The following is a 23,696-nucleotide window of genomic DNA, read 5'->3' on the forward strand; positions in this document are numbered from 1 at the left end:
TAAGGCTATCGCTCCCCACCGGGGGGCCGTCATGAGCCGTATGTGTACAAAACAAGGGGCAGAACTTTGACGTTCTGCACAGGGGGAAGGGGCCTCAGAGGTCGACGCCGGTAGGGGCTCCGAGAGACCCTGAGGCTGGAAGCGCCCCCGAGAGAGGAGCCGCACCATGTCCGCGAAGATCCTCATCGTCACCGGCGACGCGGCGGAGTCCCTGGAAGTCCTCTACCCCTACCAACGCCTGCGCGAAGAGGGCTACGAGGTCCACATCGCCGCCCCCACCCGCAAGACGCTCCGGTTCGTCGTCCACGACTTCGAAGCCGGCTTCGACACCTACACCGAGAAACCCGGCTACACCTGGCCCGCCGACCTCGCCTTCTCCGAGGTCGACCCCGGGCAGTACGCCGCCGTCGTCATCCCCGGCGGCCGCGCCCCCGAGTACCTGCGCAACGACCCCGAACTCCGCAAGATCCTCAAGTCGTTCTTCGACGCCGACAAACCCGTCGCCCAGATCTGCCACGGCCCCCTGCTCACCGCCGCGTCCGACGCCCTGCGCGGCCGGCGCGTCACGGCTTACCCCGCGCTGGAGATCGACATGCAGTCGGCCGGCGCCACCTTCCAGGACAGCGAGGCGGTGGTCGACGGCATCCTCGTCTCGGCCCGGACCTGGCCCGATCACCCGGCCTGGATGCGCGCGTTCCTGAAGGTGCTGCGGGAGAAGGCCCCGGCGGGCTGACCACTCCCGGATGCGGCACCGGCTCCGCGGGGGCGCCGCAGCGTCACGCGGCAGCCAGCGGCATCACGCAGCCGACCGCAGCGTCACGCGGCCGACCGCGCCGTCACACGGCCGACCGCAGCGTCACGCGGTAGCCAGCGGCGTCACGCAGCCGACCCCACCGTCACGCGGTAGCCCGCGGCGTCACGCGGCCGACCGTGAGGCGACCTCCACCGCCTCCGCGAGGGTGTCCACCACCGGGACGCCCACCGCCTCCAGGCTCGCCCGGCTGTGCGAACCGCCGGTGTACAGCACGGCCCGCGCACCCGCGTGCAGCGCCGCCACCGCGTCGTCGGCGGCGTCCCCGATCACCACGGTCCGGGCCGGCTCCACCGACTTCCCCAGCGCGGTGAGATGCCGCACCATGTGCTCCGCCTTGCTGCCCCCGGACGGCCCGACCCGGCCGTCCACCCGCACGAAGTGCGGCTCTATGCCGAAGCCCCGCACCACCGGCACCAGTTCCTCGTGCACGTACATGCTCAGCAGGGACTGGCTGTGCCCCGCCGAACGCCACCCCGTGAGCAGCTCCACCGCCCCCTCGGTGAGCCCGCACCGCACCCGGTGCTGGGCGTAGTACCGGTGGAAGATCTCGTCCATGAGCTCCCACTCGGCATCCGTCGGGAGCCGCCCCATGAGCCGCTCGTAGAACTTCGGCACCGGTACGCAGTACAGCGCCCGGTACTGCTCCAACGTCAGCGGCTCCAGGCCCAGCTCCGCGAACGCCGCGTTCGTCGCCCCTATGATCGCGTCGTTGTCATTGAGCAGCGTCCCGTTCCAGTCCCAGACGATGTGCGCCGCCACCTGCTGTTTCCCCATGCAGCAAACGTACCCGCCCGCACCGACAATCAAGTGCGGAGGCGACCTCGCGCCCCCGCCCCGGGCGCCCGCCCCCTCGGTCGTCCTCCGCGCCCCTCAGCCGCCGGCGCCGACCAGGTTCGGGATCTCCTGCGTGGCGAACCACAGCAGCTCGTGGTCCTCGGCCCCGTCCACCACGAACTGCGCGTCGTCGTCCCCGCCATCCGCCGCGCCGAGCGCCTCCGCCGCCGCGGTCACGTCCGCCTCCGCGTCGCCGGCGTCGACATGCACCGAGGCCGCCTTCGCCAGCGTCACGGCCCCCGACACCCGCACCTCGCCGAGCGCCGCCGGGTCCAGCCCCCGGTCGGGGTCCACCTCGGTCGCACGGTCGGGGACGTCGACGGCGACCACGACCCTGCGGCGCGGCGCACCCCCGTCCGCCGCGAGCAGCCGCAGCGAGGCGAGCGCGGCCCGGCTCAGCGCCGCGTACTCCAGTTCCTCGATGTCGTCGGACAGGTACCACTCGCGCAACGCGGGCGTGACGGCGTAGGCGACGAGCGGCCCGGACCCCAGCTCTCCCGTCTTGTGCGCCTCGGCGAGGCCGGGGAGGGTCAGGGGGACGTAGACGCGCATGGCAGGCCGCTCTTTTCGTCGTCGGATTCGGCCCGGACGCTCGGCCCGGGGGCCTTCAGGATACGTGCGGCCGTCCCCTTTCGGGCCCCTCCCCGCATACGCCGACGCGTCCACCCCACGCCCCGGAATTCACCCTGCGCACCGCCCTCACCGGGACTTTCCCCTCCTCCGATCACCCTGATAAGTGAACCGCCCTCCCCCCTCGCCACTACCCTCCGCCCCCTTGTCATCACTCACCGCAACCACGTACAAGATCGACGACGGCAAGTTACCGATCGGTAGAAGGTCGGGCCGGCCAACCCATCAAGTCGATCCGACGGGGACACGATGAACAAGGTCATGACGAGGAAGCACACCCCTGCCCCCCGAACCGCCGCACCTGTCACCGACGCAGCTGCGGGCAGTCGTGCCGCTGGGGCGGCACGGGTGGGCGCAGCGGCACCCACGACGGCGGACACCCGACCACCCACGGCCGCGGCCGGCACCGCCGGCACCCGTCCCCCGGGCCGCCGCGACCCCCGCCGCCCCGCGGGCACCCCACCCCGCACCCGCCAGACCCACCCGCCCCACTCCCACCCCAACCACCCCAACCCCACCCACACCCCCACGCCCCGCCACCCGGCTCCGGCCACCCCCACCCGGAGCCCCCAGCGCCCCTCTCCCGCCCCGCCGCAACCCCGCCCCACCGATCTCTTCGCCGACCGCCTCCTCGCGGTCCTCAGCGGCCGGCGCCCCGTCCACTCGATGCTCCGCCACACCCTGGGCAGCGCCTACGACGACCTCTCCCACCTCGCCGAACGCGGCCCCCTGCGCACCACCCGCGGCCCCGGCCCGACCGTCCGGGACATCGGCTACTACGTCCCCCGCCCCGGCGTCATCGAGGCCTTCGCCCGCATCGGCACCGGCGACCGGCTGCGCGCCATGGCCTTCCGCCTGGAACTCGGCACCGACCACCGCTGGCGCTGCACCGCCGTGGAACTCGACGGCCCCCGCAGGCCCCGCGACCAGGACGACTGAGCCCCCACCCGAACCCCCACCCGGACGCCGGACACACGAAAGGGCCGGGTCACCCTAAGCGACCCGGCCCTCACCACCGCTGACGGCTACTTCTTGCGACGCCCCCGCGTCTTCGCCTGCTTGCGGCGCTCCGCGCGCGTGAGACCGTCGGCCTCCGACCGCACCGGCTCGTCCTCGTCGTCGAAGTCACCCTCGATGGTGCCGCCCTCGCCGTCCACCGTCGGCGCCGAGAAGTGCAGGTTCCGCCGCTGCGGGGCGTCCAGCCCCTTGGCACGGATCTCCGGACGCGCACCCGCCTGCGCCGGCACCACGTCCTGCTTCTCCATGTCGACCGGCTCGACGTCCTCGACCGGAACCTCCTCGACCTGCTGCTCGACCTGGACCTCCAGGTTGAACAGGTAGCCGACCGACTCCTCCTTGATGCCGTCCATCATCGCGGAGAACATGTCGAAGCCCTCACGCTGGTACTCCACCAGCGGGTCCTTCTGCGCCATCGCGCGCAGACCGATGCCCTCCTGGAGGTAGTCCATCTCGTAGAGGTGCTCACGCCACTTGCGGTCCAGGACCGACAGCACGACCCGGCGCTCCAGCTCACGCATGATCTCGGAGCCGAGCTGCGTCTCACGCTCCTCGTACTGCTCGTGGATGTCGTCCTTGATGGACTCGGAGATGAACTCGGCCGTCAGACCCGCCCGGTCACCGGCCGCCTCCTCCAGCTCGTCCACCGTGATCTTCACCGGGTACAGCTGCTTGAACGCGCCCCACAGCCGGTCCAGGTCCCAGTCCTCCGGGAAGCCCTCGGCGGTCTCCGCGGACACATACGCGTCGATCGTGTCGTCCATGAAGTGCACGACCTGCTCCTGCAGGTCCTCGCCCTCCAGGACGCGGCGGCGCTCGCCGTAGATGACCTCACGCTGACGGTTGAGGACCTCGTCGTACTTCAGAACGTTCTTACGGGTCTCGAAGTTCTGCTGCTCGACCTGCGACTGCGCCGACGCGATCGCGCGCGTGACCATCTTGTTCTCGATCGGCACATCGTCCGGGACGTTCGCCATCGACATCACGCGCTCGACCATCTGCGCCTTGAACAGACGCATCAGGTCGTCACCCAGCGACAGATAGAACCGGGACTCGCCCGGGTCACCCTGACGGCCCGAACGACCCCGCAGCTGGTTGTCGATACGACGCGACTCGTGCCGCTCGGTACCCAGCACGTACAGCCCGCCGAGCTCCTCGACCTCTTCCTTCTCCGCCTTGACGGCCTGCTCGGCCTTCTCCAGGGCGGCGGGAAGCGCGTGCGCCCACTCCTCGATGTGCTCCTCGGGGTCCAGGCCGCGCTGGCGCAGCTCCGCGTCCGCGAGGTCCTCGGGGTTGCCGCCGAGCTTGATGTCCGTACCACGGCCGGCCATGTTGGTCGCCACCGTGACCGCGCCCCTGCGGCCCGCCTGAGCCACGATCGACGCCTCACGCTCGTGGTGCTTGGCGTTCAGCACCTCATGCTGGATGCCCCGCTTGGAGAGCTGCTGCGAGAGGTACTCCGACTTCTCGACGGACGTCGTGCCGACGAGGATCGGCTGGCCCTTCTCGTGCTTCTCCGCGATGTCGTCGACGACCGCCTCGAACTTGGCGACCTCGGTGCGGTAGATCAGGTCCGACTGGTCCTTGCGGATCATCGGCTTGTTCGTCGGGATCGGCACCACACCGAGCTTGTAGATCTGGTGGAACTCGGCGGCCTCGGTCATCGCCGTACCGGTCATGCCGGACAGCCCCGGCTCTTCCTTGCCGTCGTGGTCGTGCCGCTTGTAGAGGCGGAAGAAGTTCTGCAGGGTGATCGTGGCGAGGGTCTGGTTCTCGTCCTTGATGTCCACCCCTTCCTTCGCCTCGATCGCCTGGTGCATGCCCTCGTTGTAGCGGCGGCCGGCGAGGATACGGCCGGTGTGCTCGTCGACGATCATGACTTCGCCGTCCATGACGACGTAGTCCTTGTCCTTCTTGAAGAGCTCCTTCGCCTTGATGGCGTTGTTCAGGTAGCCCACCAGAGGCGTGTTCACCGACTCGTACAGGTTGTCGATGCCCAGCCAGTCCTCGACCTTGGCGACACCCGCCTCGTGAATGGCGACCGTGCGCTTCTTCTCGTCGACGTCGTAGTCGCCGGTCTCCTCCAGGCCCTTCAGCGGGTTGCCCGCCTCGCCCTTCTTCAGACGCGTCACCAGCTTGGCGAAATCGCCATACCACTTCGTCGCCTGGTCGGCCGGACCGGAGATGATCAACGGCGTACGCGCCTCGTCGACCAGGATCGAGTCGACCTCGTCCACGATCGCGAAGTTGTGGCCCCGCTGCACCAGCTCGTCCTTCGCCCACGCCATGTTGTCGCGCAGGTAGTCGAAGCCGAACTCGTTGTTCGTGCCGTACGTGATGTCGCACGCGTACTGCTCGCGCCGCTGGGCCGGCGTCATGTTGGCCAGGATGCAGCCGACTTCCAGACCCAGGAACTTGTGGACGCGCCCCATCATCTCGGAGTCGCGCTCGGCCAGGTAGTCGTTGACCGTGATCAGGTGCACACCCTTGCCGGACAGGGCGTTCAGATAAGCGGGCAGCGTGCCGACGAGGGTCTTGCCCTCACCGGTCTTCATCTCCGCGACATAGCCGAGGTGCAGGGCCGCACCACCCATGATCTGCACGTCGTAGTGACGCTGACCCAGAGCACGCTTCGCGGCCTCACGCACCGTGGCGAACGCCTCGGGCAGCAGGTCGTCCAGGGACTCACCGTCGGCGTACCGCTGCTTGTACTCCGCGGTGAGGGCCCGCAGCTCGGCGTCGGAGAGGTCGACGAAGTCCTCTTCGATGGAGTTGACCTGGTCCGCGATGCGGTGCAGCTTGCGCAGGATCTTGCCTTCGCCTGCACGCATGATCTTCGAGAGGACGGACACGGGGGTTGGTCTCCTTGCCGGTCGGGCCTGGCACGGTCGGTTTCCATTTGGCTCACTGAGCAACGGCCATCGTATGCGAGGACCCCGCCACGCCGGGAGGCCTGCCGTGACGAGGACCGCACACTGTCGCGCACACGCGCCAAAATCTTCTTCAACCAGGACAACGTCCGGCCCCCGTCGATAGTGCCGCCCCCCGCCCACGAAGTACGCGATTTGTGATCACCCGCTCACGCCCCGCACAACCGGCACGCCGCACCCCCACCGGGGGACACCGGCCACGCGGGCCCGCCTCCCACCGGGGAACACCGGCCACGCGGGCCCGGCACACCCCGCAAACCGATGGCGCCCGCCCACCGGCCCCCACCACAATCTCCCGATGGAGCCCGTCACCCTCACCACCGACCGCCTGGTCCTGCGCCCCGTCGGCCCCCAGGACACCGACGCCGTCCTCACCGCCGCCCAGGACCCCGACATCCAGCGCTGGACCACCATCCCCTCCCCCTACCTCCCCGAACACGCCCGCAGCTTCACCGAACAGGTCGCCCCCGACGGCTGGGCCGACGCCTCCATGTACACCTTCGGCGTGTTCCTCCCCGACGGCACCCTCACCGGCATGCTCGGCCTCACCATGCGCTCCCTCGGCACCACCGAGATCGGCTTCTGGACCGCCAAGGAACACCGCGGCCACGGCTACACCACCGAGGCCGCCCGCACCGCCACCCGCTGGGCCTTCACCCACCTCGCCGTCGACCGCGTCGAATGGCGTGCCGAAGTCGGCAACCAGGCCTCCCGCGCGGTCGCCCGGGCCGCCGGCTTCACCCTGGAGGGCACCCTCCGCTCCGCCCTCAACAACAAGGGCGTACGACGGGACTGCTGGGTCGGCTCCCTCCTCCCCTCCGACCTCGGCCTGCCCTCGGCGGCCCCCTACCTGCCGCCACCGGCCCGGCACACGCCGTAGGAACACCCCCTCGCACTCCTGGCCCTCCCGGCACTCCTCGCACTCCCCGCCGGGCGAATCCGCAGCTCACCCCGCACTGTCAGTGCCACCGCCTATCGTGCGAGACATGACGACCCCGCGCCCCGCCACCGAGCTCTCCGCAGACGAAGCCCGCAGGATCGCCCTGCGCGCCCAGGGCTTCCTCGGCAGCCCCGACCGCAAGGCCGGCGTCCGCGGAATCCTCCGCCACCTCGGCGCGGTGCAACTCGACACCATCTCCGTCCTCGCCCGCTCCCACGAACTGATCCCCTACGCCCGCCTCGGACGCGTGGGCCGGACGACCGTCGAGGACGCCTACTGGAAGGACATCCACGCCTTCGAGTACTGGTCCCACGCCGCCTGCATCCTGCCCATCGAGGAATGGCCCCACTTCGCCTTCCGCCGCCGCGCCTACCGGGGCCGCCCCCACTGGAACCACGACCTCCCCGAGGGCACCTACGACCAGGTCGTCAAACAGCTCCGCGCCGAGGGCCCGCTCACCGCGACCGAACTCGGCGGCGCGAAGAAGACCAGCGAATGGTGGGACTGGTCCGGCACCAAGGTCGCCGTGGAGCGCGCCCTGATGTACGGCGAAGTGGTCTGCGTGGAGCGCCGCGGCTGGAAGCGCGTCTACGACCTCGCCGAGCGCGCCGTCCCCGCCGAGCTGCTCCACGACGAACTCGACGACACCGAATGCCTGCGCCGCCTGGTCCGCCTCGCCGGCCAGTCCCTCGGCGTCGGCACCCGCGCCGACATCGCCGACTACCACCGTCTCAAGGGCGAACAGGTCGACGCGGTGATCGCCGACTCGGGCCTGGTCCCGGTCACCGTCGAAGGCTGGGGCAAACCGGCCTGGGCCGATCCGGCGGCCCTGGCGACACCGCCGCGCGGCCGCCACCGCACGACCCTGCTGTCCCCGTTCGACTCCCTCATCTGGGAACGGGCACGCACCGAACGGATCTTCGGCTTCACCCACCGCCTGGAGGCCTACGTCCCCAAGCCCAAGCGGATCCACGGCTACTTCGCGATGCCCGTCCTGGCCGGCGGCCGGCTCGTGGGCCGCGTGGACCCGGCCCGCGAGGGCCAGACCCTGGTCGCCAGACAGGTCAGCCTGGAAAGCCCCAAAGCCGTGCCCGCGGTCGCGGAGGCACTGGTCGAGGCGGCGAGCTGGGTGGACTGCATGGACGTACGCGTGGAGCGGGTCGACGCGCCGGAACTGCGCGACACCCTCACCCAGGCGGTGACCCGCGCCCTGGTCGCCGCCCTGCGCTGAACGACCTCACCGGCCTCACCTGCTGCACCGGCCTCAGCGGATCTCGAGGATCTTCTCCCGCATCGCGTACACGACCGCCTCCATCCTGGAGTGCAGCTGCAGCTTCTCCAGGATGTTGCGCACATGGTTCTTCACGGTGTTCTCGGAGATGAACAGCTCCTTGGCGATGTCCCGGTTGTTCATCCCGGTCGCCACCAGCTTGAGCACCTCCAGCTCACGGTCCGTCAGCCGGGGCGCGGGCACCAGCCGACGCTCGTCGGTGCGCTGGATCATCGACTTGAACTCGGTGAGCAGCTTCGACGCCATCGACGGGCTGATCTGCGACTGCCCGTCCGCGACCGCCCGGATCGCGGTGGCGACCTCGTCCGTCGAGATCTCCTTCAGGAGGTAGCCCGTCGCCCCCGCCTTGATCGCGTCGTAGAGATCGGCCTCCTCGTCGCTGATCGTCAACATGATGATCTTCGCGCTGGGAGCCACCTCCTTGATGGAGGTGCACGCCTCGATACCGCCGCGCTTCGGCATCCGCACATCCATCAGCACGATGTCCGGCAGCAGATCGGCCGCCTTGTCCACGGCCTCCGCGCCGTCCCCGGCCTCACCGACGACCTGGATGTCCTCCTCGGCCGCGAGCACGATCTCCAGCCCCCGACGGAACAGGGCGTGGTCGTCCACGACAAGGACTCTGATCGGCTCCTTGCGTGATGCACCCGCGTCCGGGCCCATGCCGACGACGCCGTCGTCGGCATCCTCGTCCCGCATCGGTCCGAAGCTGTCCGCCATCGTTCCTCCCCCTGCAAGGCTGCGGCTGTGGTCCTGAGCCATCGCCAACCCAAGGCTGCGACCCACCGATTGAGCCGCACCGGCCATGATTCCATGCCCGTACGACAACGCGGCGACGGAGCGCTGCCCCAAGGGGTCGCGCACGGATGCCCCTGGGGGCGCACACAGCGCTCCAGGGGCACACCGCGTCAACCACTGTCACCGGGCAGGGTCAGCCGCCCAGCGCCCCGCCCGCCTCGGGAGAGTGCACCTGGGTGACCATCGGGTCCGTGTCGAGGTGGATCACGCCGTAGTCGTAGGCGTGGCGCCGGTAGACGACGCTCGGCTGCTTGGTCTCGGAGTCGACGAACAGATAGAAGTCATGGCCGACCAGTTCCATCTCGTAGAGGGCCTGGTCGAGAGTCATCGGAGCGGCGACGTGGGTCTTCTCACGGACCACGAGCGGGCCATCGCCCTGCACTTCCAGCGAACCGATCTTCTTCGTCGGCACGCTGTCCGACGCTTCGGCCGGAACGGGGTGTCCGTTGCCGTTGAGCGTCGCCACGCCCGGGACGTGGTCGGGAACCTCTGCCGCGCTGAGCCGGCGTGCGCCACGGCGCGTGTACCGCTTGTCGTGCTGCTTGCGCAGCTGGGCGTCCAGCTTCTCCGCCGCCAGGTCGAGTGCCGCATACGGGTCGCTGGCCGCGGCCTCCGCCCGGATCACAGGGCCACGGGAGCGGAGCGTGATCTCCACTCGCTCGCACCGGTCGGCCTGTCGGGGGTTGGGCTCCTTGGACACCTCGACGTCGAGGCTGATCACCTTGCCGTCGAGCTTCTGGATCTTCTCCAGGTTCAGCTTCTCGGCCACGTGCTTGCGGAACCGCTCGGGCACCTCGGTCTTGCGGCCCTTGACGACGATGTCCACGCAGAACTCCGTTCCCGGATCACTCCGCCTCAGTGCGGAGCGTCTCCCTTTTGCACCAGGCTCCGGTGAGCACCGGAACCTCGGACTTGGTGACTTCCACCTCCTCCTCCCCCATGGGCGAGATCGACACCCCAGGTGCCGCGGACGATTCCCAAACCGCAGCACGGCATTCGGATATGAGAGGTGTGGCCTGCGGCTTTCCCTCACAACCGAACATATCTCGCTCGGACGGATGTCGTCACCCTCTACTGCGCCATACCTCCGTTCAGGTGAATTGACCCTGTCATTACCTGCAACGACGCAAGTTCTCAGTCAGTTCCGGTTTATTCCGAAGGAATCCGGCGAAGCCGCGACCACGGCCGCGCAGAGCACGTCACCACCACGTCCCACCGCCACACCTCCCTCCGTCGTCCCGAACCGCCGTACCCCTCTCCCTTCCCGACCGGCCCCCACGTACACGGCCGACCCGCCAGGACCACCCCTGGGGACCTCCTCCGGACGAGGATCCGCCGTCACTCCTGGGGCCTCCTCCGGACGCGGATCCGCCATCGCGCCCGGGGCCTCCTCCAGGCGGCGATGCCTCGTCACTGCCGGGATCTGCTCCGGACGGCGATGCGTGGTCGCTGCCGGGGTCTGCTCCGGACCGGGATCCCCTGCCGTCCCGAGGACACCGCCCGCACCGGAGTCCTCCGTCACCCCGAGGACCGCACCCGCACCCACACCCCCGGCAGCCCGGTGCACCCGTCCAGCCGCCGTCCCGCGATGCCCCCGCGCCTGTCCCACGGACTCCGCCGCCGTCGCGGCCCGTACCGCTCGCGCCGCCTCAGCGAGCGAGGCTCCCGTCGTCATCAGGTCGTCGACGAGCACCACCGGCCCACCGCACAACAACCGCCCGCCCCCGCGCACCACCGCCAGCGCGCCCACCAGGTTCTCCTGCCGCTCACGCGCGTTCAGCCCCGCCTGATCGGCCACCGCCCCGCGCTGCCGCAACACCGGAGCCACCCGGGCCCGCACCCCGGCCCGCCGCAACTCACCGGCCGCGGCCAGCGCGATACGACGGGCGGGGTCGTGACCTCGGGCGCGGGTGGCGGCGGGGGCCGAGGGGACGGGGACCAGGAGGAGAGGAAGTGCCGGGGGCGGGGGCCCCTCCCCCACCCCCGCCTCCCCCAACCCCACCCGCACCGCCCCCGCCAACGCCACCCCCAGCACCCCCGCCAGCCCCAGCCCACCCCTTTCCTTGTGCGCCAGCAGCACCGCCCGGACCTCGTCCGCGTAGGGCGACGCCGCGTGCACGGCGGGGAGCCCGGCCGGTTCCGGTTCCGGCCGTACCCGCCGCGGTCGGTTTCCGTGGAGCGCGGTCCGGCACCGCGGGCAGAGCGCCGTACGGGCCCGCCCGCAGCCCGCGCACTCGGCCGGCAGTACCAGGCCGGCGAGTTCCTGCCACCACCTGCGAACGCCTTCCACGTCCTCCACTGTGCCGAGTGGGGAAGGGGTCGGCCACCCCTGTGGAAAACCGTGGACGGGGGGCTGTGGAAAACCGACCGGTAAGTCAGTTAAAAGGCTGGCCGGGCTCTCCCGCAGAGAGCCCGGCCGGCCAAAATCGGACGACCGCCCCGAAAAGGCGGACGTCGTAGGGATCACCCCGGATAAAACGCGGCCGAGGCGGTTTCCTTCAGCGTGCGCCACCCGCTCCCGCCGGGCAGCCACAGCAGTCCGTCCTTGGAGGTCGCGAAGAGTGGTTTGTCGCTGTTCTCGGAGGCGGCGATGCTGGTGACCTCGGTGAGGCCGGGCAGGGTGCCGGACTCGGGGATCGAGCCGTCGCACTGCACGTACTGCACCTGTTCGACGCCGCCGGACTCCTGCCCGACCACGACGAGACGGCTGTCGCCGGCCCATGCCACGGCCGTGACCTGCTCCAGTTCGGGGGTGGCGGAGCGCAGTTCCTGTACGGACACGGACGGCTGGTCTCCGCTGGCCGCGCCGCGTTCGATGCGCCCGATGAGCAGGGACTGCTTGCCGTCCTTGTCCACGACGAGCGCGATGCGCGCGCCGTCGGCGGCGACCCGTACGGCGTTGATACGGCCGTCCAGCCGCGGTGTGAGCACCTCGACGGGCTTGCCGCCGCCCTTCTGCAGGAGCAGGAGCCGCGGGTCGACGGGGTTGCGGTCGGCGATCCACAGGTCGCCCTGGGCGTCCCAGGTGGGGGTGGTGAGGCGGTCGGCCTCGGTCTTGCCGGTGCTGGTGAGGACGGGGTCTCCGAGGGAGCCGCTGGCCACGGTGGAGGTGACGTAGAGGTTCTTGCCGTCGAGGGTGACTCCGGCGGCGCTGTGTTCGTCGCGGGCCACGGCCACCGAGAGCAGTGGTTTGGTGCCGTCGCCGAGTGCTCCGGGGACGGGATCGGCCTTGGCGTTGCCGCCGGCGCCCGCGGACATGCGGAGGAGCTGGTGGTGGCCGTCGATGAAGTAGAGGTATTCGGGGTCGGCCTCGCTGCCGCGGGCCGCGACGGCGGAGGCGGCGTCGTCGGTGAGCGAGCACAGTTGCCGGCCGCCAGCCCGCAGGGCGATCTCCTGCACCGTGGGGGTGACGCTCTGGATGGTGAACAGGAGCTGGGCGGCCATCTCCGAGCACTTGCCCCGGCCGATGTCGGCGGCCTTGTCGTTGAGGGGCACGGTGAGCTTGTTCGCGTCGTCGGGCGCGAGTGCGCTGACGCCCTTCCTCAGTGCCGTGCCGGTGGGGAAGCTGGATCTGACGACGGGGCGGAGCCAGCTGGTGGGTCCGGCGAGCAGGGAGCGGACCATCTGGGTCGTGGGGTCGACACGTTCCCGTACGTAGACGGGGTCGGCGACGGCCATGGGCTGCCCGGAGGCGGCGGAGGTGGTGTTGGAGGCGAAGTAGTACTTGTTGACGGACATGTAGTTGCGCTGGAAGTCCGACTTGCCCATGACGACTCCCTGGGGGAGCACGTCGATGCGCCATTGTTCGGTCTTCTTGTCGCGGGTGAGGTGGACCGTCTGGTCGTAGCCGCCGGAGGCGGGCGTGTACGACTGCTGGGCGTCGACGGTGGCGACCTTCGTGCCGGTCAGGGTGAAGGAGGAGGATCCGTCGCCCTCCTCCCGGCCGCCCGTCCGTCCGGCCTCCGCGCCGGGTCCGTCGGCGAGGACGGTGGTGGAGAGTTCCGGTTGCCAGGTCTGGGCGGCCCGGGTGGTCAGGTACTGCCGCGCCGTCGCATAGCTGGGGTCGTCGCTGGTCAGGGCCTCGAGGAAGCCCTGGACGATTTCCGAGGGCGGTGCGTCGTCGCGGGGCGGCATGGCGAACACCCGTACCTGGGTGTCCTGCCGCGGTGTGGACTCGACGTCCCGCAGATCACCGCGGTCGGGCATGGAGGCGCATCCGGCCAGCAGTACGACACCACAGGCGGCGTACGTCACCGCGCGCGCCGGTGTGCGCCGGTCGCGCTTCTGGCGGTCAGCGCCCACGGAATGCCTCCCCTTGTTCGTCCGGGTCCTGCGGTCCGGTGTCCGGCCGGTCCGGGGTGTCGCTGTGTGCCGTGTCGCGGTGTGGTGTGTCGCGGTGTGCCGTGTCGCGGTGTGGTGTGTCGCGGTGTGCCGTGTCGCGGTGTGGTGTGTCGCCGCGTTCCGCGTCGCTGCTGTCGGCCGGTTCGTCGCTGCTCCGGGTGGCCGAGGCGGCGGGCCGGGACACCACGCGTGCGCCGTTGCCGGGCAGGGCCGTGGGGTCGGCGGTGGGGGTGACCGTGGCCATGCGGGGGGCGAGCGGGGCGTGTGCGGGGGAGAGCGGTTCCCGGGCGGGCTGCACGGGGACGGTGGCGCTCTTCTCGCCGCCCCGGCCGGCGGGTCCGGAGTCGTCGAGGCCTCGGTTGCGCCGTGAGTCCTTGGGCTCCAGGGGTATCGGGGAGCCCCGCAGCGGTTCGTCGGCGGTCCTGGGCAGGGTCAGGCGGAACTGTGAGCCGCCGCCGGGTTCGCCCCAGGCCTGCAGCCAGCCGCCGTGCAGCCGGGCGTCCTCCAGGGCGATGGACAGTCCGAGGCCCGTGCCGCCGGTGGTACGCGCGCGTGCCGGGTCGGCGCGCCAGAAGCGGCTGAAGACGCGGGTGGCCTCGCCGGGCTTGAGTCCGACGCCGTAGTCGCGTACGGCGACGGCGACGGCGCCGCCGGCTGCGGCGAGCTTGACGACGACGTCCTTGCCCTCGCCGTGTTCGACGGCGTTGACGACGAGGTTGCGCAGGACGCGCTCGACCCGTCGGGCGTCGGCCTCGGCGACGACGGGCTGCTGGTCGCCGAGGACGCGGATGGTCGTGCCCTTGCGGTCGGCCAGGGGCGCGGCGCCGCTGACGACGCGCCGGACGACCTCGCGCAGGTCGATGGGTTCGGCCTCCAGCGCGGCTGCGCCGGCGTCGAAGCGGCTGATCTCCAGCAGGTCGGCGAGCAGGGACTCGAACCGGTCGAGCTGGTCGGCGAGGAGTTCGGCGGACCGCGCGGTGACGGGGTCGAAGTCCTCCCGCGCCTCGTGGATGACGTCGGCGGCCATGCGCACGGTGGTCAGCGGCGTCCGCAGCTCGTGCGAGACGTCGGAGACGAACCGGCGCTGCATCCGCGACAGGTCCTCCAGCTGCTGGATCTTCAGCTGGAGGTTCTGCGCCATCTTGTTGAAGGCCTCGCCGAGTCGGGCGATGTCGTCCTCTCCGGTGACCTTCATACGTTCCTGAAGACGCCCGGCGGAGAGCCGTTCGGCGATCCCCGCGGCCATCCGCACCGGTGTGACGACCTGCCGTACGACGAGCCAGGCGATCGCGCCGAGGAGGACGACGACGAAGAGCCCGGCGGTCGCGAGGGTGCCCTTGACGAGGCTGAGGGACTTCTCCTCCTGGGTGAGCGGGAAGAGGTAGTAGAGCTCGTAGGGGTCGCCGTTGGGGTCGTTGAGCTGTTTGCCGATGACGAGGGCCGGCTGGGAGTCCTTGTCGTTGCTGTAGAGGATGCGGGAGTAGCTCTGGGCCGCTCCGGCGTTGCTGTTGATGTGGGTGCGCAGGGCTTCGGGGACGCTCTTGTTGGGGTCGACGTAGCCGGAGGAGCGGGGTCCCGGTCCGCCGCCGCTGTCGTCGCCCGGGGGGAGGGTGACGACGTCGAAGGCGCCCTGGCCGCCGCTGGAGAGCGACGACACGAGTTCGCTCATCCATTCGGTGACGTTCTGCGGGGAGCTTCTGTCGACGGCGTTCCCGTCTCCGCCGCCCGCGGCGACCGCTTCGTCGGCCTTCTGTTTGGCGACGGAGAAGCCGCCGGCGGCCTGGCTCTGGGAGGCCTTGACCTTGGCGTCGAGCAGTCCGTTGCGGACCTGCCCGATGACGACGAAGCCGAGCAGCAGGACGACGCCCAGTGACATCAGCAGGGTGGTCGCGACGACCTTGAGCTGGATGTTGCGGCGCCACAGCCGCATGACGGGCAGCAGCGGCCGGCGTACCCAGCGCAGCAGCAGGCGCAGGACGGGGCTGCCCTGCATCCCGCCCTGGAGCAGCCCGCCCTCTAGGAGGCGTTCGAAACGTGAACCCATGGTCTTCCGGCCGACAGGCCGCTCCGGTCGGACCCCGGACCGGCCGGGGGCCGAAGCGGCACTGTCCCCGGACATGTCAGCTCGGCCCCGCCTTGTATCCGACGCCTCGGACGGTCACCACGATCTCCGGGCGCTCCGGGTCCTTCTCGACCTTGGAGCGCAGCCGCTGGACGTGCACATTGACCAGGCGGGTGTCGGCGGCGTGCCGGTAACCCCACACCTGTTCGAGGAGCACTTCACGGGTGAACACCTGCCAGGGCTTGCGCGCCAGCGCGACCAGCAGGTCGAACTCCAGCGGCGTCAGCGCGATGGACTGTCCGTCGCGCTTCACGGAGTGCCCGGCGACGTCGATCACGAGGTCACCTATCGCCAACTGCTCCGGCGCCGGCTCCTCCGACCTGCGCAGCCGCGCCCGGATACGGGCGACGAGCTCCTTCGGCTTGAACGGCTTGACGATGTAGTCGTCGGCGCCGGACTCCAGCCCGACGACCACGTCGACGGTGTCGCTCTTCGCCGTGAGCATCACGATCGGCACACCGGACTCCGCCCGGATCAGGCGGCACACCTCGATGCCGTCCCGTCCGGGCAGCATCAGGTCCAGCAGCACCAGATCGGGCTTCGCCTCCCTGAAAGCAGCCAGCGCCTTGTCACCGTCGGCTACGAAAGACGGCTCAAAACCTTCACCACGCAGCACGATGCCGAGCATCTCGGCCAGTGCGGTGTCGTCGTCGACGACAAGGACTCGTCCCTTCATAAACGACATCATCCCATTCTCATAACGGTGAAGGTGACGCAGGTGAGAAGCCTCACCGCCCGGTGACGATAGTCGTACGGGACGGTCACTGTCTGCCCTCGCCGACAGACCGTGATCTCAGGGGCATCAGGCACCCGTCCCCGGACGGGCCCTCGCGCACAGTTCGGCGAGCCCCTCGGCCGTCACCGGCGACACCGCGCCCTCCTCCGTCACGATCGCCGTCACCAGCTCCGGCGGCGTCACGTCGAACGCCGGGTTGTACGCCTGAGTCCCCAGCGGCGCCACTGGAATCCCGCCTCCCGCTCCCGTCACCGGCACCTGCGGCGCCGTCACCTCGGTCACCTCGAACCCGGGGCGCTGCTCGACCTCGATCGCCGCCCCGTTCGCCGTGTGCGGGTCGACGGTCGTCACCGGCGCGACCACGATGAACGGCACATGGTGGTACCGCGCGAGCACCGCGAGCGGATAGCTCCCCACCTTGTTCGCCACCGAACCGTCGGCCGCGATCCGGTCCGCCCCGATCAGCACCGCGTCCACCTCGCCCGCCGCGAACAGCGAGCCCGCCGCGTTGTCCGTCAGCAGGGTGTACGCCATACCGCTGCGCGCCGCCTCGTACGCGGTCAGGCGGGCGCCCTGCAGCAGCGGACGCGTCTCGTCCACCCACAGCCGCCGCAGCCGCCCCACCCGATGCGCGGCCAGCGCCACGGCGAACGCCGTCCCCTCCCCACCCGACACCAGCGAGCCGGTGTTGCAGTGTGTGAGGATCCGGTGCCCGCCGCCGGGCAGCAGCTCGTCCAGGAGCGCCAGCCCGTGCCCGGCCATCCGGGTACTGGCCTCGGCGTCCTCCCGGTGCAGCCGCCGCGCCGCCGCCAGCGCGGCCTGCGCCCCGTGTGCCGGATCTCCTCCGCCCGCCAGCTCCGCCCGGTACGCGGCTCGGGCCCGGTTCACGCCGAGGGACAGATTCACCGCGGTGGGCCGCGCTCCGGCCAGCGCGGTGGCCGCCTCCTCCACGTCGAAGCCCCGCGCGGCGGCGAGCGCGACACCGTACGCCCCGGCGATGCCGAGCAGCGGCGCCCCCCGCACGGCCAGCGAACGGATCGCCTGCACCAGCGCCGACGCGTCCGTACAGACCAGCTCGACCTCCTCGGCCGGCAGCCTCGTCTGGTCCAGAAGCACCAGCACGGGACCTTCGGGCGGCTCTTCCCAGCGGATCGCCGGTATCTCGGCCTGCCGCTTGTCCTCAGCGGATTGCGCGTACTGATCAGCCATGCGGTCAGTCTGCCCATAGTCCGGCGGACAATTGAAGGTGTGCAGCCCCTACCGCGGCCGGTCTCCCGATGACCACCCCATGGCACGATGGCAGCCAACCTGCCGCCGCGCCCGCGGACGGGCATCGTGAAGGAGCGACGATGAAAGACACTCCGGGCTGGGCCTCGCCCGGATCCGCCCCGTCCGACCGGCGGGAGCCCGGCGCGTCCGACCCCGCAGACCAGCCCGCCGACGCGCAGCCCGAGGGCCAGTCGGCCGCGAATCCACCGGACCCCCAGGCGAAGTGGTCCAAGGAGCAGCCGCCCCCCGCCCAGTGGTCCGCGCCGGCAGGTATCCAGCACCCGGGCCAGAGCGCTCCGCAGAACCCCGTCCAGCCTCCGCCGCCCCCACCGCCCGGCCCCGGCTGGGGCGGCCGCCCGCCCGCCGGCCCGTACGGCGGCGCCCCCAACGGCCACCCGGGCTACGCCCCCTACCCGACCTGGGGCAACGGCTGGGGCGGTCCCCCGCCCGCGGCGAAGCCCGGTGTGATCCCGCTGCGCCCGCTCGGCGTCGGCGAGATCCTCGACGGCGCGGTCGCCACCATGCGCACCTACTGGCGCACGGTGCTGGGCATCTCGCTGACCGTCGCGATCGTCACCGAGGTCATCGTCGTCCTGCTCCAGGGCCTGGTCCTGGACCACACCACGGACGCCTCCGCCCTCAGCGACCCGAGCGCCACTCTCGACGAGCAGACCCGCGCCATGGGCGACGTCCTGCTCAACTCCGGTGTCCTGCTGCTGGTCTCCCTGGTCGGCACCATCTTCGCGACAGCCCTGCTCACGGCCGTCATCAGCCGTGCGGTCCTCGGCAAGCCGGTGACCCTCGGGGACGCCTGGCGCGATGCCCGCCCCCGGATCCCCCGGCTCTTCGGGCTGATCTTCCTGCTGCTGCTCATCGCGGGCGCGGTGGGCGCCGTCGGCGCGCTGCCCGGCATCCTGGTGAGCGCCGCCGGGGCCGGCGAGGGCGGTGCCGCGCTCTCGGTCCTCGGCACCTTCGTCGCGGCCTTCGTCGCCCTGTGGCTGCTGGTCCGCCTCTCCCTCTCCTCGCCCGCGCTGATGCTGGAGAAGCAGGGCATCACGAAGGCCATGGGCCGCTCCGCCAAACTCGTCCGCGGCTCCTGGTGGCGGGTCTTCGGCATCCAGCTGCTCGCCCTGATCATCGCCAACATCGTCGCGACGATCGTCCTCGTCCCCTTCGCCTTCGCGGGCGCCGCGATGAGCGACAGCGGCATCGGCGGCCTCATCGACGGCACGGGCGACTACGGCTGGACCTACCTGATCGTCAGCGGCATCGGCTCGGTGATCGGCTCCATGATCACCTTCCCGATCGCGGCCGGAGTCGTCGTCCTCCTCTACATCGACCAGCGCATCCGCCGCGAGGCCCTCGACCTCGACCTGGCCCGCGCCGCCGGCGTCCAGGGCTACGGCTCCCCCGACACCGGCACCACCCCGGGGAGCTGATGCGGTGAGCCTGACGGGGGGAATCCTCACCGCACCACCGCTTCCACACGGCACACCCGTCCGCTCGGACGACGCGCCTCCGCTGACCATCCCCCGCGATCCCGCGCGGGAGGCGGCCCGGCGCGAACTGTCCGAACGGCTGTACCACGAGCACGACCCCAGCCTCCTCCAGCGCGCCCTCGACACCCTCTGGGACTGGATCGGCGACCTGTTCGCCACCGCGTCCGGCGCCACCCCCGGAGGCACCGTCGGCGTGCTGGTCGTCCTCGCGGCCGTCGTGGCCGTGGTGGGCGCCCTGTGGTGGCGCCTGGGCACCCCCCGCCGCCAACCCACCTCCGCCGCCACCCTGTTCGACGACCGCCCCCGCACCGCCGCCGAACACCGCGCCGCCGCCGAGGCACACGCCTCCCAGGGCCACTGGAACCAGGCCCTCCAGGAACGCATGCGCGCCGTCGTCCGCTCCCTCGAGGAACGCGCCCTCCTCGACACCCGCCCCGGCCGCACCGCCGACGAAGCCGCCGCGGAAGCCGGCCGCACCCTCCCCACCCACAGCGACCGACTCCACGCCGCCGCCCGCGCGTTCGACGACGTGACGTACGGAGGCCGCCCGGCGACCGAACCGGCGTACCGCCGCATCGCCGACCTCGACCACGACCTGGAGCGCACCAGGCCCCTGCTCACCGCGAGCAGCACCCCCGGCACCCTGAGCACCACCCCCACCACCCGCCGGGGAGCCGCCGAATGACCACCGAGGTCATGCTCCCCTCCACCGCGGTCTCGCCCACCGCCCGACGGCTGTGGACCCGCACGCGAGGCGTGGCCCTCGCCCTGACGTTCCTCCTGGCGGCCGGCGTCGCACTCGCCGCCCTGCGCTCCGACGCCCGGCACGGCGCCCTCGACCCCCGCTCCGCCGACCCCTACGGCAGCCGCGCCGTCGCCGAACTCCTCGCCGACCGAGGTGTCTCCACCCGCGTCGTCACCACCCTCGCCGAGGCCCGCGCCGCCACCGCCCCCGACACCACTCTCCTGGTCGCCTCCCCCGATCTTCTGACGGAGCGCCAGCAGCAGGAACTGCACGCCGCGACCGCCGGCTCCCGCGGTCGCACCGTCCTCGTCGCCCCCGGCAGCCCCTCGGTCTCCACCCTCGCCCCCGGAGTCACCGCGGACCCGGCCACCAGCCGCGGCTCCACCCTCACGCCCGACTGCGCCCTGCCCGAGGCCCGGCGCGCCGGCTCCGCCGAGACCGGCGGCATCCGCTACAGCACCCGCCACCTCGACGCCGACACGTGCTACCCCAGCCAGCGCCTGGCCACCCTCCTGCGTATCCCGGACACCTCCGCAAGCGGCGACACCATCGTCCTCGGCGCACCCGACATCCTCTACAACACCCGGCTCGACCAGCAGGGCAACGCCTCGCTCGCCCTCCAACTCCTCGGCTCCCGCCCCCATCTGACCTGGTACCTCCCCTCGCTCTCCGACGCCTCCGCCACCGAACCCGGCGACGAGAAGACGTTCTTCGATCTGCTGCCCTCCGGCTGGCTCTGGGGCACCCTGCAACTCTTCGTCGCGGCAGCCCTCGCCGCCCTCTGGCGGGCACGCCGGCTCGGCCCCCTCGTACCCGAGAAACTCCCCGTGGCCATCCGCGCCTCCGAAACCACCGAAGGCCGCGCCCGCCTCTACCGCAAAGCCCGCGCTCGCGACCGCGCGGCCACCGCTCTTCGCTCCACCACCCGCACCCGACTCGCCCCCCTCGTAGGCGTCCCCGTCGCCCAGGCGCACACGCCCGAAGCACTCCTGCCCGCCCTGTCCGGCCGCCTCCCCTCCGGCGGACAGCCCCTGCACTCCCTCCTCTTCGGCCCGCCGCCCAGCGACGACACGGCCCTCATCGCACTCGCCGACCAACTCGACGCCCTCGAAAGAGAGGTACGCCGTCCATGATGGACCCGACCACTGACAACGCCGGGAACACCGGGGACCCGGGCCGCGCCCGCGCTTCCCTGGAAGCCCTGCGCGCCGAGATCTCGAAGGCCGTGGTCGGCCAGGACCCCGCCGTGACCGGCCTCGTCGTCGCTCTCCTCTGCCGCGGACACGTTCTCCTCGAAGGAGTCCCCGGAGTGGCCAAAACGTTGCTCGTCCGCGCGCTCGCCTCCGCGCTCGAACTCGACACGAAACGCGTCCAGTTCACCCCCGACCTCATGCCGAGCGACATCACCGGCTCTCTCGTCTACGACGCGCGCACCGCCGAGTTCTCCTTCCAGCCCGGCCCGGTCTTCACCCACCTCCTCCTCGCCGACGAGATCAACCGCACCCCGCCGAAGACCCAGTCCTCCCTCCTGGAGGCCATGGAGGAACGGCAGGTCACCGTCGACGGCACCCCCCGCCCCCTGCCCGACCCGTTCCTCGTCGCCGCGACCCAGAACCCCGTCGAATACGAGGGCACCTACCCCCTCCCCGAAGCCCAACTCGACCGCTTCCTCCTCAAACTGACGATCCCTCTCCCCTCCCGCCAGGAAGAGATCGACGTCCTCACCCGTCACGCCGAAGGCTTCAACCCGCGCGACCTCCACGCCGCCGGCGTACGCCCCGTCGCAGGCCCGGCCGACCTGGAAGCGGCCCGCGCCGCCGTCGCCAAGACGACCATCTCCCCCGAGATCACCGCATACGTCGTCGACATCTGCCGCGCCACCCGCGAATCCCCCTCCCTCACCCTCGGCGTGTCGCCCCGCGGCGCCACCGCCCTCCTCGCCACCTCCCGCGCCTGGGCCTGGCTCACCGGCCGCGACTACGTCATCCCCGACGACGTCAAAGCCCTCGCCCTCCCCACCCTCCGCCACCGCGTGCAACTCCGCCCGGAAGCCGAAATGGAAGGCGTGACGGCCGACTCCGTCATCACCGCGCTCCTCGCCCACGTCCCCGTCCCCCGCTGATGGCACTCACCGGACGCGCCGCGCTCCTCGCGGCCCTCGGCTCCCTCCCCATCGGCATCTGGGAACCCAGCTGGACAGGCCTCCTCGCCGTCAACGCCCCGCTCGCCCTGGCCTGCGCCTGCGACTACGCCCTGGCCGCCCCCGTACGCCCGCTGCGCCTCACCCGCTCCGGTGACACCACCGCGCGCCTCGGTGAGCCCGCAGACGTCACCCTGACCCTCACCAACCCCTCCCGCCGCCCTCTGCGCGCCCGCCTCCGTGACGCGTGGCCGCCGAGCAGCTGGGAGCCCGGCACCGAAACCGAGGCCTCCCGCCACCAGCTGACCGTCCCCGCCGGGGAGCGGCGCCGCATCACGACCCGTCTCCGCCCCACCCGCCGCGGCGACCGCCAGGCCGACCGCGTCACCATCCGCTCCTACGGCCCCCTCGGCCTCCTCTCCCGCCAAGGCACCCACAAGGTCCCCTGGACGGTACGCGTCCTGCCCCCGTTCACCAGCCGCAAGCACCTCCCCTCGAAACTCGCCCGCCTCCGCGAACTCGACGGCCGCACCAGCGCCCTCACCCGCGGCGAAGGCACGGAATTCGACAGCCTGCGCGCATACGTCCCCGGCGACGACACCCGCTCCATCGACTGGCGCGCCACAGCCCGCCACTCCACCGTGGCCGTCCGCACCTGGCGCCCGGAACGCGACCGCCACATCCTCCTCGTCCTCGACACCGGCCGCACCTCGGCGGCCCGCGTCGGCGACGCCCCCCGCCTCGACGCCTCCATGGACGCCGCCCTCCTCCTCGCCGCCCTGGCCTCCCGGGCCGGCGACCGCATCGACCTCCTCGCCTACGACCGACGAGTGCGCGCACGCGTCCAAGGCCGCTCAGCCCGCGACGTCCTGCCCTCCCTGGTCGCCGCCATGGCCACCCTCGAACCCGAACTGGTCGAGACGGACGCCAGAACTCTCACCACCACGGCACTCCGTACGGCACCTCGCCGCTCCCTCATCGTCCTGCTGACCACGCTCGACGCGGCCCCCGTCGAGGAAGGCCTCCTCCCCGTCCTCCCTCAACTCACCCAGCGCCACACCGTCCTCGTCGCCTCGGTCGCCGACCCCCACATCGCCCGCATGGCCACATCCTGCGGCACTGTCGACGCGGTCTACGACGCCGCGTCCGCCGCCCAGGCCCAAGCCGAACGCCATCGCACAGCCGAGCAACTCCGCCGGCACGGAGTCACCGTCGTGGACGCAACCCCGGACGATCTCGCCCCGGCCCTCGCGGACGCCTACTTGGCATTGAAGGCAACGGGACGGCTCTGAAAGGAAGCGGGCTCTTCAAGGAGCCCGCGAAATCAAACGGATCTGAACGCAGAAAACCCCCGCACCATACGGTGCGGGGGTTTCCCGGAATGATTGTTCGGCGGTGTCCTACTCTCCCACAGGGTCCCCCCTGCAGTACCATCGGCGCTGTGAGGCTTAGCTTCCGGGTTCGGAATGTAACCGGGCGTTTCCCTCACGCTATGACCACCGAAACACTATGAAACTGTTTCAGCCGCACCACGCTGTGGCAACGTGGGGCCGTTCGTGGTTTCAGAACCAACACAGTGGACGCGAGCAA

At 71.2% G+C, this 23,696-nt stretch carries 18 protein-coding genes, 1 rRNA gene and 1 pseudogene; 9 read left to right on the forward strand and 11 right to left on the reverse strand.

The window, feature by feature from the left end; genetic code table 11:
- Positions 1 to 166: 166 nt before the first annotated feature.
- Complete coding sequence (locus ACYQ8Q_RS18655) at positions 167 to 733, forward strand: DJ-1/PfpI family protein (protein ID WP_460066308.1); 567 nt, start codon at positions 167 to 169, stop codon at positions 731 to 733.
- Positions 734 to 916: 183 nt separating this feature from the next.
- On the opposite strand, the gene ACYQ8Q_RS18660 is transcribed toward ACYQ8Q_RS18655, so the two are convergent.
- Both ACYQ8Q_RS18660 and ACYQ8Q_RS18665 read right to left on the reverse strand, forming a co-directional pair.
- Positions 917 to 1,588: an HAD family hydrolase gene (locus ACYQ8Q_RS18660; protein ID WP_460066310.1), complete on the reverse strand. Its 672-nt coding sequence runs from the start codon at positions 1,586 to 1,588 to the stop codon at positions 917 to 919.
- A gap of 96 nt (positions 1,589 to 1,684) precedes the next feature.
- A complete protein-coding gene (locus ACYQ8Q_RS18665) occupies positions 1,685 to 2,200 on the reverse strand; it encodes a DUF6912 family protein (RefSeq protein ID WP_460066313.1) in 516 nt (171 codons plus the stop codon).
- Between the two features lie 327 nt (positions 2,201 to 2,527).
- Between ACYQ8Q_RS18665 and ACYQ8Q_RS18670 the strand changes: the two genes are divergently transcribed.
- A complete protein-coding gene (locus tag ACYQ8Q_RS18670) occupies positions 2,528 to 3,217 on the forward strand; it encodes an Rv3235 family protein (RefSeq protein WP_460066315.1) in 690 nt (229 codons plus the stop codon).
- Positions 3,218 to 3,303: 86 nt separating this feature from the next.
- Here the strand turns inward: ACYQ8Q_RS18670 and secA are convergent, their stop codons facing one another.
- The gene (secA, locus tag ACYQ8Q_RS18675) at positions 3,304 to 6,147 is read right to left on the reverse strand and encodes a preprotein translocase subunit SecA (protein WP_460066316.1); all 2,844 of its coding nucleotides are present in this window, start codon (positions 6,145 to 6,147) and stop codon (positions 3,304 to 3,306) included.
- Positions 6,148 to 6,523: 376 nt separating this feature from the next.
- Between secA and ACYQ8Q_RS18680 the strand changes: the two genes are divergently transcribed.
- Positions 6,524 to 7,105, forward strand: coding sequence for a GNAT family N-acetyltransferase (locus tag ACYQ8Q_RS18680; RefSeq protein ID WP_460066318.1), 582 nt, complete (start codon positions 6,524 to 6,526; stop codon positions 7,103 to 7,105).
- A gap of 106 nt (positions 7,106 to 7,211) precedes the next feature.
- Positions 7,212 to 8,396, forward strand: coding sequence for a winged helix-turn-helix domain-containing protein (locus ACYQ8Q_RS18685; protein WP_460066320.1), 1,185 nt, complete (start codon positions 7,212 to 7,214; stop codon positions 8,394 to 8,396).
- Between the two features lie 33 nt (positions 8,397 to 8,429).
- Here ACYQ8Q_RS18685 and ACYQ8Q_RS18690 read toward each other — a convergent pair whose 3' ends face one another.
- From ACYQ8Q_RS18690 to mtnA, 7 genes and pseudogenes are all read right to left on the reverse strand, one after another.
- Positions 8,430 to 9,176: a response regulator gene (locus ACYQ8Q_RS18690; RefSeq protein ID WP_055638882.1), complete on the reverse strand. Its 747-nt coding sequence runs from the start codon at positions 9,174 to 9,176 to the stop codon at positions 8,430 to 8,432.
- A 211-nt stretch (positions 9,177 to 9,387) separates the two neighbouring features.
- Complete coding sequence (gene hpf / locus ACYQ8Q_RS18695; RefSeq protein WP_460066322.1) at positions 9,388 to 10,080, reverse strand: ribosome hibernation-promoting factor, HPF/YfiA family; 693 nt, start codon at positions 10,078 to 10,080, stop codon at positions 9,388 to 9,390.
- 708 nt (positions 10,081 to 10,788) lie between these two features.
- Positions 10,789 to 11,544 (reverse strand): annotated as a pseudogene (locus tag ACYQ8Q_RS18700) (ComF family protein); the annotation flags it as partial.
- Between the two features lie 173 nt (positions 11,545 to 11,717).
- On the reverse strand, positions 11,718 to 13,556 hold the full coding sequence (locus ACYQ8Q_RS18705) for an LpqB family beta-propeller domain-containing protein (protein WP_460066324.1): 1,839 nt from the start codon (positions 13,554 to 13,556) through the stop codon (positions 11,718 to 11,720).
- A complete protein-coding gene (gene mtrB / locus ACYQ8Q_RS18710) occupies positions 13,546 to 15,714 on the reverse strand; it encodes an MtrAB system histidine kinase MtrB (protein ID WP_460066327.1) in 2,169 nt (722 codons plus the stop codon). Before mtrB ends, ACYQ8Q_RS18705 begins: the two co-directional genes overlap by 11 nt.
- Before the next feature lies 1 nt (position 15,715).
- Positions 15,716 to 16,405 (reverse strand): two-component system response regulator MtrA, encoded by a 690-nt coding sequence (mtrA, locus tag ACYQ8Q_RS18715; RefSeq protein WP_187283109.1) that lies wholly within the window; start codon positions 16,403 to 16,405, stop codon positions 15,716 to 15,718.
- Between the two features lie 114 nt (positions 16,406 to 16,519).
- Positions 16,520 to 17,662 carry an S-methyl-5-thioribose-1-phosphate isomerase gene (gene mtnA, locus ACYQ8Q_RS18720; RefSeq protein WP_460066329.1) on the reverse strand — a complete coding sequence of 381 codons (1,143 nt, stop codon included), beginning with the start codon at positions 17,660 to 17,662 and terminating at the stop codon, positions 16,520 to 16,522.
- Between the two features lie 140 nt (positions 17,663 to 17,802).
- Between mtnA and ACYQ8Q_RS18725 the strand changes: the two genes are divergently transcribed.
- The 5 genes from ACYQ8Q_RS18725 to ACYQ8Q_RS18745 are packed head-to-tail and all read left to right on the forward strand — an operon-like array spanning position 17,803 to position 23,398.
- Positions 17,803 to 19,161 carry a glycerophosphoryl diester phosphodiesterase membrane domain-containing protein gene (locus tag ACYQ8Q_RS18725; protein WP_460066330.1) on the forward strand — a complete coding sequence of 453 codons (1,359 nt, stop codon included), beginning with the start codon at positions 17,803 to 17,805 and terminating at the stop codon, positions 19,159 to 19,161.
- Between the two features lie 4 nt (positions 19,162 to 19,165).
- Complete coding sequence (locus ACYQ8Q_RS18730; RefSeq protein ID WP_460066333.1) at positions 19,166 to 19,906, forward strand: DUF4129 domain-containing protein; 741 nt, start codon at positions 19,166 to 19,168, stop codon at positions 19,904 to 19,906.
- Positions 19,903 to 21,099, forward strand: a complete 1,197-nt coding sequence (locus ACYQ8Q_RS18735) for a DUF4350 domain-containing protein (RefSeq protein WP_460066334.1) — start codon at positions 19,903 to 19,905, stop codon at positions 21,097 to 21,099. Before ACYQ8Q_RS18730 ends, ACYQ8Q_RS18735 begins: the two co-directional genes overlap by 4 nt.
- Positions 21,099 to 22,088 carry an AAA family ATPase gene (locus tag ACYQ8Q_RS18740; protein ID WP_107120653.1) on the forward strand — a complete coding sequence of 330 codons (990 nt, stop codon included), beginning with the start codon at positions 21,099 to 21,101 and terminating at the stop codon, positions 22,086 to 22,088. Before ACYQ8Q_RS18735 ends, ACYQ8Q_RS18740 begins: the two co-directional genes overlap by 1 nt.
- Positions 22,088 to 23,398, forward strand: coding sequence for a DUF58 domain-containing protein (locus ACYQ8Q_RS18745; protein WP_460066336.1), 1,311 nt, complete (start codon positions 22,088 to 22,090; stop codon positions 23,396 to 23,398). The genes ACYQ8Q_RS18740 and ACYQ8Q_RS18745 overlap by 1 nt, the downstream gene beginning before the upstream one ends.
- A 95-nt stretch (positions 23,399 to 23,493) precedes the next feature.
- Here ACYQ8Q_RS18745 and rrf read toward each other — a convergent pair.
- Positions 23,494 to 23,610 (reverse strand): 5S ribosomal RNA (gene rrf / locus ACYQ8Q_RS18750).
- Positions 23,611 to 23,696: the final 86 nt, after the last annotated feature.

Source organism: Streptomyces sp. YKOK-I1 (genome assembly GCF_054660435.1).